Raw genomic sequence first — 13,358 nt, 5'->3', positions numbered from 1 at the left:
TAAAATGAGAAAAATTCCGTCTAGCATGGCAACACAGCACCCTGACAATGCTGATAAATATATAACAATACAACAAGAACCAGAAGAGGCTATTCATGGCTTAACATGTCAGAAAAATGGTGGGTTGGGGATTGAAGAAATCATGATAGATTTTGAAGGAAAACTTACCCCGTATCATCAGACATCTCAAATCGCTTTAGGATTTATCAATAAAGGAATAATTCCGGGAAAAGATGTTTTCATTACTCCAAGGATACCAAATGCAAAGAAAGAACCAATTTTTAGACAGCTTATGAGCATTATGTCACTTGTAGAAACCAATATTCTGGCTTATAAACAAACTTCCGTGCAAGCTATTTCCGAGACTGTTGTGCCCATGATTGAAACAGGACATGAAATAATTCAGTTGCAAGAAAGGATTAACTCTGTCATCGAACTTGGCAATAAAAATTACGACATTCAATTTCCATTAAATAGCATTAGGATTATTCCTCTTGTAGAAAGTGTTCCAGCGCTTGTAAATGTGGATGTGATTTTGGATGAGTACTGTAATGATTCATTAAGTAAGGGTTATTCATTCGAAACTATTAGAATCATGTTCGCACGTTCAGATTCGGCTATGTCATATGGAATGATTTCATCAGTCTTAGCTGTGGTGATTGCCACTGATAAATCACTCAAGTGGGGAGAATTAAATAGTGTTGAAGTTGCTCCAATTCTAGGATGTGGAGCATTGCCGTTTAGGGGACATTTCACTGAGGAAAACTTAGAATCCATATATGAGACATATGCAGGAATAAGAACTTTCACAATTCAGTCAGGCTTAAGGTATGATCACGGTGAGGCTGAAACTAAAGAGGTGGTGAATAGTCTAAAAGGGAATATTGGAAAGCAGGTTAAAAGAGAATTCACGTTAGAAGATACTGAATTAATGAAAGAATTCATCGGCATATTCACTAAAAATTATATGAGAACATTCTTGAAAATCATAAATACAGTTGAAATAATTTCAAAATATATTCCGAAGAATCGCGATAGATTGTCAAGTACAAAAACCGGATTAGAATATATCAGAGAAATAGCAAATATGGTGGAATTATCTAATCTTGTAAAAGATCAGAAACTGAAAGAAGAACTAATTGGCATTAATACTGACATACAGTGTACTGTGCCAAGAGCAATATCTTTCACATCTGCAATGTATACATTAGGTGCACCACCTGAATTCATAGGTGTAGGAAGAGGTTTAAAAGAAGTAGAAGAAAAATACGGTAGGGAAGGTATTGAAAAATTATTATGTTACTATCCTCAATTAAAAAAGGATTTAGTGTTTGCATCTAAATATGTTAATGTGAAAATCTCAAAAGGAATAATTGAAGAAACGGCACGATTGGAATATCAGGAGGATTTTGATTTTGCTTGTAAAATTTTAAATATACAAAAGGAAGATGTCGAAATCAATGAAGATGAATTTTATCATACCCTCTTAAAATCAATTCGGCCAATAATCTTACATTTGATTGGGAAGCAAAAAGATCTCTTTGATGACGGGGATGAAGAAAAGAAAATTCTTAATGAATGGATTGTAAAAATGGGTAAAATCAGAGGAAGCCTTGGGTAACTTAATAGCTGCAAGGTTAAATTTTGTTCCATATTTGTGATGAAATTATAAATCTAGAATGGAGGGAATATGGTATGAACGATTGCAAAAAAGAAAAGACCGGTGGGCCGATAGTTGGCATTATTATGGGAAGTGAATCAGATTTAAAAATCATGAAAATGGCTGCGTTTGTCTTGGAACAATATGATATTATTTATGAAATAAAAGTTGTATCGGCCCATAGAACACCTGAAAGAATGGTCGAATATGCAAAGAATGCTCAAAGTAGAAATATTGAAGTCATAATTGCGGGTGCTGGCGGTTCTGCACATTTACCTGGAATGGTAGCGTCACTGACCAGTCTTCCTGTTATTGGTGTTCCAGTTAAACTTAAAGAACTTGATGGATTAGATTCCTTGCTGTCAATCGTACAAATGCCAGGAGGTGTACCTGTCGCAACTGTAGGAATTAATAATGCGAAAAATGCAGGTATTCTTGCTGCTAGAATACTCGGGATTAAATATCAAGACATACGTAAAAAAATAGAAGTAATTACCCTGGCGGTAGCAGAAAAGGTTATATACGACTTGGAAGATAAATTAAAAGAAAGTTGGGATTTGGATGAATCAAAATTTATCGATGCAAAATAAAAAATATGAATCCCTAAAGAGATGGGGGTATGTACTTCTTGGAATCATCATAATGATGTGTCTTGGAACTGTCTATTCTTATAGTATTTTTAGACTTCCAATTGAAAAACTGTTCAATATAGGTGCAACACAAAGTGGAATGCCATATATGACAGCACTGGCTTGTTATGCTTTTTTTATGTTTTTAACTGGTAGATATCTGGATAAATTCAATCCGAGATACATTATCATAGTAGGTGGGTTTCTCGTGTCACTTGGGTGGATTTTATCTGCTTATGCGCCCAATATTTATATTTTGACGATCACATATGGGTTAATAAGTGGTGCAGGAGTGGGAATTGTTTATGGCGTACCAATGACAGTTGTAGCAAGATGGTTCCCCGAAAAAAAAGGTTTGGCTGTTGGTATGGTTTTGATAGGATTTGGCTTATCACCGCTTATAACTGCACCACTTGCTAGATTTTTTGTTGAGCAATATGGGATTATGAATACTTTTCAAATTTTAGGAATTTGTTTTGGAATAATAATACCTATTCTTTCATTACCCTTTAAATATCCTTCTGATTCAGAAATATTAAATTTAAAGTCAGTTAAGCATGTAAAGAATAGTCTAAACGACTTAAATACTTTAAACATGATTAAGTCTATAAGTTTCAAAGGACTGTACATCAATTTTTTTATAGGTACAACGATTGGGCTCATGTTAATTGGATTAACGAGTAGTGTCGGTATTGAATTAATCGGATTATCACCAAAGAAGGTTGCCTTATTGATGGCTCTGTTTGCAGTTTTCAACGGTATTGGCAGACCTGCATTTGGGTGGCTTACCGATAAACTCTTTTCAAAAAATGCGATGTACATGTCTTACGGATTGATTATTTCTTCAGCTGTTTTGATGTTGTTTGCAAATAAAGGCGATGTAATAATATACTCTATTTCATTTTCAGTATTTTGGTTTAATCTGGGAGGTTGGTTAGCAATTGCGCCTACCTCAACATTAGCACTCTATGGTACAAAACATTATAGTCAAAACTATGGTGTTGTTTTTACAGCTTATGGCATTGGTGCGATTACTGGAGTCGTGACGTCAGGTATGTTACTAGATATGCACCAAAATTATCGGTATGTATTTTATTATGTCATTGCATTGTGTTTGATAGGTATTTTAATGACTTCAAGGCTGATGGAGGAGAAGTAAATAGTGGAATTTAAAAATCATAATAAAATTTATGAAAACAGAAGAATTGTACTACTTACAAAACACGAAAAGGAAAAAGTTATTAAACCAGTTCTGGAAAAAGAAACAGGCTGTGAATTAATAGTAGAGACTAGATTTGATACAGATAAGCTCGGGACCTTTTCAAGGGAAATAAAACGGCCAAAATCTCAATTAGATACAGCAAGAATGAAAATCAGAATAGGTATGAAGCTTTTTAATACTGACATTGGTATTGCTAGTGAAGGAAGCTTTGGGTCGCATCCTTATGTACCCATTCCTTGGAATATAGAGCTAGTTCTGCTATACGATAAAAAAGAAAAAATGGAGATTTACGGGATATACGAAGGGTCAGAAACCAATTTTGGTCATTTGGAGACAAATAACTTTGATGATGCATTAAAGTTTGCTGAAAAAATTGGGTTTCCAAAGCATTTTTTAATCCTAAGATCAGATGACGAATATTCAAAAAATATTATCAAAGATATTGACAGTGTTGATAAGTTGAAAGATAGTTTCCATTGGTGTTTGACGAAATCTCGGTCGGGCAATGTATTTATTGAAACAGATATGAGAGCTCATGCAAATCCTACCCGAATGAAAAACATTGAAAAGGCAACTCAAGATTTAATTTTAAAGTTGATGAATTTTTGTCCTGAATGTGGTGCACCTGGGTTTATAATAAAAGAAGCAATTAAAGGCCTTCCTTGTGAACAATGTGGATTACCAAGTGCGATGACGCTTAAATATGAATTTAGTTGTCACAAATGCAAACATGAAAACGAACAATTATACCCAAGAGGGGAATTTGCGCCTGCTCAATATTGTAATCATTGCAATCCATAAGATTGCATATTAAAAGACAGGAGGAAAGCATGGTTTTATTACGATAAATGAGTGTTATTTTAATTTACCCGAGTCATTAATTGCACAGACATCAATTTAAGAGCGGATTGTTCAGCATATAGAAACCAAACCCTCTCTTCAGGGCTGATCTGGGTTTGGAGACAGTGATCGTTTTGTGAGACATAATTCGGTTTTCTGGTAACTGACAAGAAGAATGGGAGAGGTCTATTTGTGTTATATAAAATTATGAAAGAAGGTTGAAAATGAAAGAATATTATAATAAATCTGTAGACGAAGTTCTGCAAGAACTAAAAGTTGGAGAAAATGGTCTTGCCGATTTACAAGTCGATAATATGCGAATGCAGTTTGGAGAAAATAAATTAAAGGAAGTTAAAAAGCCATCGCCTATTATGGTCTTTGTGTCCCAGTTTAATGATTTTTTGATTTGGATTTTATTAGTAGCTGCGGCTATGTCAGCATTTTTAGGGAAGTATGAAAGTACATTGGTAATTGCTGTTGTTGTGATTATCAATGCAAGTTTAGGCACTGTTCAGCACTTGAAAGCTGAGGAATCCCTTCAAGCCTTGAAGGCACTGTCTTCACCAAAATCTAAAGTCATCCGCAATGGCGCGACGGTAGTTGTAGCATCGGAAGATGTTGTCGTCGGAGATTTAATTATTGTTGAAACGGGAGATTTCGTTTCTGCTGATGGCAGAATCATTAAATCCTTTAGTCTCAAGGTTGATGAAAGTGCTCTTACTGGGGAATCGGTAAGTGTAGAAAAGGATACAGTGACCATTAACGCCTCAAAACTGTCACCTGGTGATCAATGTAATATGATTTTTTCAGGAACTCACATCACCTATGGCAGAGGAGTGGCTGTTGTAACTTGCGTAGGTGGTAATACGGAGATTGGTAAAATAGCCACACTTCTAGAACGGGCAAAGGATAAGGAAACTCCACTACAAAAAAATCTTGATGATTTCGGGAAAAAATTAGCTGCCATAATCATTGTAATAGCTGCATTGATTTTTGCATTGAATCTTTATCGTGGCAAACCTATAATTGATGTTTTTATGTTTTCTGTATCATTGGCTGTAGCTGCAATTCCGGAAGCATTAAGTTCCATTGTTACAATAGTCCTTGCTATAGGTACCCGCAGAATGGCGAAGGAAAACGCAATTATTAGAAAGCTCTATGCTGTTGAAGGGCTGGGTAGTGTCTCGATAATATGTTCCGATAAGACAGGAACACTGACGCAAAACAAGATGTCGGTGAAGCAGATATATACTCGCAGCCAACTATTTAAAGAAGATAACCTAGATATTAAACAAGAACATGATTTTAGACTATTGATGATGTCCATGCTCTGCAATGATGCGATAACAACTGAGAGCCAAGAACTTGGTGATCCTACAGAAATTGCTTTAGTCAACCTTGGTGAGTTGTACGGATGGGACGAACTGAGGGTACGAGAGAATTACAGAAGGATTTCGGAGCTTCCTTTCGATTCCAATCGAAAGCTAATGAGTACCCTTCATGATATCCACGAGAAAAGACTTATGGTCACAAAGGGTGCTTTGGATGCTATCCTTCAAAGAGCCCAATTTATCGATGACGAGAGAGGGATTCGAGCCATTACACCTGAGGATAGGGCGAATTTGGAACGAATTAATACTGAGTTAGGACAGAAAGGTCTTCGAATATTGGCCTTTTCATATAAGGAATTTAATGGGGAACAGTTAGGTTTAGATGATGAAAATAAATTAGTATTTATTGGATTAATAGCTATGATGGATCCTCCGCGCGCAGAATCGGCAGAGGCTGTTGCCAACTGTTATAGAGCTGGAATTCGTACGGTTATGATAACAGGCGATCATATCATTACTGCATCAGCGATTGCGAAGGAAATAGGAATTATGGATAATACTACAGAAGCTATAGAAGGCTATAAAATTGAATCCATGACAGATAAAGAGCTACTGGATATTGTTCCAAAAGTGTCAGTGTATGCCAGAGTGTCACCTGAACACAAAATTAGAATTGTAAGAGCTTGGCAGGAGCTAGGACATGCAGTAGCGATGACTGGTGATGGTGTTAATGATGCTCCAGCATTAAAACAGGCTGATATTGGTATAGCTATGGGGATAACAGGAACGGAGGTTTCCAAGGACGCAGCCTCAATGATTCTTACTGATGATAATTTTGCTACCATTGTCAAAGCAATCAGTAATGGAAGAAGTATTTATGGGAACATAATGAATTCTGTGAAATTTCTGCTCTCTGGCAACACAGCAGGTATCCTAGCGGTCCTTTATGCATCAATAGTAAACCTTCCTGCTCCTTTTGCTCCAGTTCACTTGTTATTTATTAACCTATTGACAGATAGCTTCCCAGCAATCGCCATTGGGATTGAATCGCCAAAAGCATCTTTAATGAATGAAAAACCGAGAGATATTAAAGAATCTATTTTGACTAGACCATTTGCAATTGAGGTTTTACTTCAAGGGTTATTGATTGCTACTGTAACTATGATGGCTTTTCACATTGGAATGCAAGCTTCAGAAGCCGTAGCAGTAACTATGGCCTTTGCGGTTTTATGTCTCTCGCGTTTGATACATGGGTTTAACTGCCGAAGCAAGGGACCATTGACTGCCGAGACCTTATTTTCAAATCGTTATATTTGGATTGCATTCATAACAGGATTTTTGCTTCTAACTATAGTGCTTACTTGGGATCCATTCAAAGGGATCTTTGAAGTGGCTAAGCTAACAGGACAACAGTATTTAGTAGTATTAATTTTTTCCTTTATACCGTTAGTTTGTATCCAGCTTGTTAAAAGGATCAGATCGGCATACAACAAAGCTTTGGTTTAGTACCACTAAAGTGTCATTTATTGTAGTGGATATTTTCCCGCGAACGTCGATTTCCAGAAAAACAGCCAAAAACCGATTGATATGTTCCCAAGAACGTAAGGTTTCAAAATTGGCTTATGACATCAATGCTGTCCTCTCGAGCCATGTTGAGACGGTAGTATTGATGTCAAGGGTTGATAAGTAAGAGTGTAGAAGCGTTTGTGAATAAGAACTTTCCGTGATTTGAGATCTGGTTTCAAGCCGGAATGATGATCACGGATTTTTATTTTGTGGGAACTTATCCAAGATAGACGTTTTACAATATTGAACAGCTTTTATGTATATTGATTGGTGAGTTGATATAATTGCTGGCAAAAACGTTGTGAGTGGATAGAATAGTTATCACAATCACAGTCACTATCAATAATACTGATTGTGTATGTGAAATTCAGTATCTGTTTTGATGATAACACATTCTGAAATAGTAGTATTAAGGGAAAGGGTTAAGAAGTAATTGACCTGAAAAAGCTTGAAATCAAGGGGTTCTAGATATTGAGTTTTTCTCTAGCTTATTTACCAGAAGTGTTCGTATCAGTGAGCCCTTTTTTGATGCTTGAGTTAACATGTCAATTACTCATTGGGATAATTATTGATACTTACTCGGAATAACATTCTAATTTATTTGCGATGCGGAATTAATAACTAATAATAATAAGTTGTGACATTTGTATAAGGGGTATGGTATAATGATTTGAGATAGTTTTAAAGGAGAGTAAATCAATGGAGAACTTTAGCAATGATGTATTTACAATATTGAATTACCAAGGAAGCAAGAAAAACTTGCTGAGCTTTATACATAAAAATACAGTCGAAGTAATTGATGACAAGAAAGCAGTATTTGATATATTTGCAGGATCTTGCGCTGTTGGCTACTCATTCAAAAGGTATTACAAAATCTTTGCGAATGATAGTGAGATGTATTCTTCTGTAATTGCAAAAGCCTTACTTCAGTACAATGATAAATCACTATGGGAAATATATAAGAACCGATTTAATGAGTCTTACCAGAGGAATTATAATGATTTGTTTAAATTATTTGGTAAGTATGCAGTTGAAGAGAATGAGTTAATTCGAGCAGAAGATATTCAAAAAGTAAAGTCTTTTTATGATAACTATCCAACAGTGTGGAACGGTTATCTAAGATTGTATAATGACACAATCAGAACGGCAAAAGACTTAAAGAAGAGAAAAAATCAAATTCCGTATATGTTATTCACTACTTATTATGGAAATACCTATTTTGGGGTAAATCAATCAATAGAGATTGACTCTATTAGATACGCAATTGAAGAAATTGAAGATAACGCCTTGAAGAATGTTCTGTTGACATCATTATTTTTCGCCATGAAAGAATGTACTTTTTCTAAAGATGGACATATGGCTCAACCACTTAGTATAGAGAACAACCAAACAAAACTGTTTAATGTAAGGAAGAAATCAATCTTTGACTATTTTCAAAGAAAATTATTTGATTTTCAATCACCAGATTTTGTTCTAAGTAGTAATGATAATATAGTTTTCAATAAACCGATATCAGAAGTATACAATATTGATAGTCTGAAACAAGAGGTTGGATTTATATATGCTGATCCACCATATACTGATATGCAATACTCAAGGTATTATCATTTATTAAACACTGCGGCATTATATGATTATGATAGCATTTCTTTATATAGAGGGAAGGTTTCTAAAGGTTTGTATCGTGAGAATCGCTTTCAATCACCATTAAGCCAAAGATCGAATGCCTTAGATCAAACTAGTATGCTATTTGATTATTGCAAAGGAAACAGAATAAATTTAGCTCTGAGCTTTGCATACCCAAGAAATACAAAAGAGCAGGCTACAAATAGGTATACAATGGATATAGAAGATATTATCGGAACTGCAGAGATCAAGTTTGGAAGAAAGAATGTAAAGGTTCTTACAGAGGAATATGAACACTCCAATAATAGAAATAAAGACACAAAAAAAGTATTGGAGTATTTGATTGTTTGCAAATACTAGGGGGTGGTAGAGTGTTAAAAGACTTGAGTGAAGTAAAAGCAAAAATTAAAACTACAGTTGCCACTAATAATAATGATTTATATAAGTCGCATTTATACTGGTCACAAAAACCATATAATATTTGCGATATTTTAATAGAGAATTTTTCTGAAAAAGGTGATATAATATTCGACCCATTCATGGGATCAGGAGTTACTCTAATACAAGCTATATCAAAGGAATATTCGAGAAAAGCTGTTGGAGTGGAAATAAATGAAGTTCCGATATTTATAATAGACGTTTTATTAAAAAAGTATAATCTTCGAAACACAAAAGCACTAATTTGTAAATTTGTGGATAAAATTGCGTATTTGGAAGATTATTATAAAACGGTATGTAATTCATGCGGAGAAAAAGGGATTATTACTAAATCAATATTTGACCGTGAAGATTTCGCAAGTGATCCTGTAATCAAAGAGATTCACTATAATTGTAACTGTAGTAAAAAGATACTTAGGAAAGATTCGATAGAAGAAGATTACTCAATGATGAATGGATTAGAAGAATATAATCAGATTAACAATATTAGCAATTTTGAGTTACTAAGTAATACGAGAATTGCTGTTTATAAGGGGCAGAAAATCTCTGATATTTTTACAAGAAGAAATTTCTTTATTATAGATAAGGTAATTGAAATTATAAATAGTTTTGAGGAAGAAGAGCAAGAGCTGTTGAACTATATTTTATTAAGCAGCTTACACTTATCCAAGATCACTGACACACACTCAAATTCACAGTGGCCTTTATGGACTCCTAAAATAAATTGTGTTGAAAAAAATATAATACCGGTAATAAACAAAAGAGCCAAAGCTCTATTATTATCTTTAAAATATGCACAGCAAAACCTATGTAGTAATAGATATAGAACTGATGACCTAATAAATATGAATCCAGGGGAATTTAAAATAATCAACAAGGGAATTCAATTTCTCTCAGAATCAGATATCCCGGATAACAGTATAGACCTTGTAATTACCGATCCGCCGTATATGGGACAAGTATTATACTCTGAATATATGCAGTTATATAAACCTTTTTTGAAACTTGATTTTAATTTAGATGATGAAATTGTTATTTCGACTGCGCCTGATAGAAAAAAAGAGGAAAAAGAGTATTACAAGCTATTAGACGAAGCCTTTACTAAAATAGGGAAAAAAGTTAAAAACAACAAATACATGTGCATGTATTTTCATGATAGTAATCTTAATGTTTGGAAAAAGATTATCGATATTTTAGAAAAAGCCGGATTTCGATACTTGTCGCAGGTTCATGTTAAGAAAAAGAACACTTTAAAGAATATTATTAGCCCCAAAAAATCATTGAACGGTGACGCAGTACTCTTTTTTATAAAAGAACCTTATGTAAAAACAGAGGTAAGAGAAGTTGAGAGTCTAGAAGAAATAGAGCTTAACGTTATAAAACACGCAAAATATATTATTAAAACTTATGGACCTCAATCAACGCCAGAACTGTATGATGATGGTTTAATGGAATTCATCATTCATAACGGGTGGCTTTCAAAGTTGTCTATCAAGTATAAAAGTTTAGTGGAAATATTTGAAAAATATTTAATTTGGGATGCCACTAAAGGAAAATGGATGATTTAGAGGAGACTTGAGATAGTCTCCTCTATTTTTTAATTTCAGTTTTTTTGGAAGTCAAGTAATCCGTGGTAGTATTTACCTGGAAATGATATGTTTAGACGTTCAATGAGATCTTCACCGTTAATGATTTCCACTCCTGTGCTTTTAGCCTCTCTTTTTCCATGTTCAGTGTAATCTGAAGTAGTTATACAAATTGCATGCTGTATCTCAGAAGAATACTGCATCATCATACTATGCAATCTTTGAATAGGCTCGCCACCGACATTACCTATCCAACGCTTAGATTGGAAAATATATCCTTCTAATTCTCCAGTTAAAGGATTAGTTTTCTTGGCTCTCAGATCGATCCCTCTATCACCTGCGCCACCTATGCGTATCACACTTATAAATCCTTCAGCAGTCAAAAGATCTTTAAGAACATCTTCAAATCTATAACCATCCAGCATTGAGATATCAATAGCGTCCTCTGTGGGAGAAACAGATACCCTTGTTTTTCTAGTATAGGAACTCTTTTCATCTGTATTGCAGTAATTTTCAATCAAGTTTACAATATGTTTTTCTCTGGAAGGATCTTCGAGTATCTGCGCTAGGATATTAGGATCGCCGTTGCATACTTTACTACTAATTTCGAAGTACAAGTCATCAAGAGTAAAAGATCCCCATTTTTCAAGTAAATTATTGATGATTATCGGTACAATGTCATAGAGTTTGTTGAATAATGTAGTGTTGTCTTCTATCGATAAATATAGTTTATCGGGGTCAACGTAGACCATGGAGGTTCTTTGATCTATTATAAATTGTTCAGTAATTAACGCCCTAATCCTTGTTGTTTCAGTTTCAGTTAAATCTCCTACCTGCTTGTCAAGAGTTTTATTAGATATTTCTTTGTAGGCAGATGTTAAAGTGATTCCGTTATTTTTCAAAATTTGACTATATAATAACTTGCCAAGCTCTAACTCAATATTTCTGTTGTTTTTGTACCAATAAGCTTTTTCTTCATCTAATTTTATGAAGAAAATAAGCATCTCAGTTGAGAGTGTGTCCCTCCAAGCAGATTGCTTCCTTAACGTAGGATCATTCTTAGCAATATCAACCCTATAGATGTATTCAAAGCCATTTTTCCTAGCGAGGTCAATAAAATTTGAAAAAGTTTCAAAAAACTTCTTTTTACCAAGATTTAGAGTGAGAGCAACAATACCATTAGTCTTAATGGCTTTTGAAAACAAAGAGAACATGGTGTCAATAGATTTATAGTAGTTCACTACATCTTTTTCTCTTCTGGTGGGAGCATTGGTTACCACAATTTCTTTATCTAACATTTCCTCACTTAGCTGATACTGAATTTTATCTGAAAAATTGAATAGCCAATCCCTATATAGCTGGTTTCTTTCTAAATATGGAACTTGGTCAGTATAAGGTGGATCTGTATAGATTACGTCAAAATATTGATTAAATTTTGGCTGTCTTAGTACTGAGGCATAATCGCCACAAATCATATTAGCATAGGTTAAAAGCGTAGTTTTATCTGGTGATTGTTCACAATAATGTTTATTATATGCCACCATATTATTGTATTTTGTTTCAAATAGGTACCAAACATTCATGTCTTGCGCTTTATTTCGTATAACATGATACAATATATCTGAGCTAGAACCGTATTGCGTAATCTTACTTAGAGTTAAAGCTGAAACTAGAGCATGTTGAAGTAAGTCTTTTTCTTTGCAATCTGGAATCGAAGATATTTTATCTTGTATTAACAATAGTGCGTACTTATTTCTATTAGAAAAATTTCTATCATATCGATCGGCTCCTGTACTTGAAGTAATATTTATACGACTATTTGTTATTAATTCATGATCAGGAAATCGTGACGTGTCTAATGAATTGACTTCATAAATCTTCTGTTCATCTTCAGATGAGAACCTCTTGGATGTTTCACCACAAATCGGGCACTTGTAGTAAAGTTTAATGTTTTTCCCATCAATAATTTCTCTGTGTGGTTGTGGGTTATAGTATTCTTCTGACGTAGGATCAAAATATAATGTTTTAATATAATTTACTTCGTTACAACAATGTGTTTCATATAGATACATTACATCGTTAAAAATATCGGATTTGATTTCCTGAAACATTGATTCAAGTTTTGCATAATCAATTTTCGAGTGGAGTGTAGCTAAAACATCAAAAGTATAATTATCTAATTCAATTCCAACTGTATCTCTACCTAGCATACTGCTAGCAAATACGAATGAACCAGATCCCATAAAAGGATCACAAATTTTTGAGTCTGGTGAACTAATATAATCCAGAACCTTTAATGCAATACTTTCAGATTTTCGTCCTTTAAAATTAAATGATCTCTTGGCTATGGATGGGATAGTATTACTTTCGTCATCCAACATTTTAAGTAAATTAGAAAACTTCTCGAGTATTTCATTTGGCACCTTTGCGTTATAAGAATTGTTTTGCATATACTTCTCC

Annotated in this window: 8 protein-coding genes; 7 read left to right on the top strand and 1 reads right to left on the bottom strand. The window is 34.2% G+C overall.

Annotated features, from left to right (window positions below):
- Positions 1–4 precede the first annotated feature (4 nt).
- From ppcA to T472_RS10435, 7 genes are all read left to right on the top strand, one after another.
- Positions 5–1,621 carry a phosphoenolpyruvate carboxylase gene (gene ppcA / locus T472_RS10465; protein ID WP_023863570.1) on the top strand — a complete coding sequence of 539 codons (1,617 nt, stop codon included), beginning with the start codon at positions 5–7 and terminating at the stop codon, positions 1,619–1,621.
- Positions 1,622–1,695: 74 nt separating this feature from the next.
- Entirely contained in the window at positions 1,696–2,250 is a 555-nt protein-coding gene (gene purE / locus T472_RS10460) for a 5-(carboxyamino)imidazole ribonucleotide mutase (protein WP_023389206.1), read from the top strand.
- Positions 2,222–3,448, top strand: coding sequence for an L-lactate MFS transporter (locus tag T472_RS10455; protein ID WP_082447658.1), 1,227 nt, complete (start codon positions 2,222–2,224; stop codon positions 3,446–3,448). The genes purE and T472_RS10455 overlap by 29 nt, the downstream gene beginning before the upstream one ends.
- Positions 3,449–3,451: 3 nt before the next feature.
- Positions 3,452–4,312, top strand: coding sequence for a DUF6671 family protein (locus T472_RS10450; protein ID WP_023389204.1), 861 nt, complete (start codon positions 3,452–3,454; stop codon positions 4,310–4,312).
- A gap of 263 nt (positions 4,313–4,575) precedes the next feature.
- Positions 4,576–7,188: a cation-translocating P-type ATPase gene (locus T472_RS10445; protein WP_023389203.1), complete on the top strand. Its 2,613-nt coding sequence runs from the start codon at positions 4,576–4,578 to the stop codon at positions 7,186–7,188.
- Positions 7,189–7,947: 759 nt separating this feature from the next.
- Positions 7,948–9,234, top strand: a complete 1,287-nt coding sequence (locus tag T472_RS10440; RefSeq protein WP_052011804.1) for a DNA adenine methylase — start codon at positions 7,948–7,950, stop codon at positions 9,232–9,234.
- Positions 9,235–9,245: 11 nt separating this feature from the next.
- A complete protein-coding gene (locus tag T472_RS10435; RefSeq protein WP_052011803.1) occupies positions 9,246–10,880 on the top strand; it encodes a DNA methyltransferase in 1,635 nt (544 codons plus the stop codon).
- Positions 10,881–10,915: 35 nt separating this feature from the next.
- Here T472_RS10435 and T472_RS10430 read toward each other — a convergent pair whose 3' ends face one another.
- On the bottom strand, positions 10,916–13,348 hold the full coding sequence (locus T472_RS10430) for a restriction endonuclease (RefSeq protein WP_023389202.1): 2,433 nt from the start codon (positions 13,346–13,348) through the stop codon (positions 10,916–10,918).
- Positions 13,349–13,358: the final 10 nt, after the last annotated feature.

Source organism: Youngiibacter fragilis 232.1 (assembly GCF_000495435.3).
Taxonomy (GTDB): Bacteria; Bacillota; Clostridia; order Clostridiales; family Clostridiaceae; genus Youngiibacter; species Youngiibacter fragilis.
The sequence above is the reverse complement of the archived record's forward strand: the minus strand, read 5'-3'. Positions and strand labels throughout refer to the sequence as shown.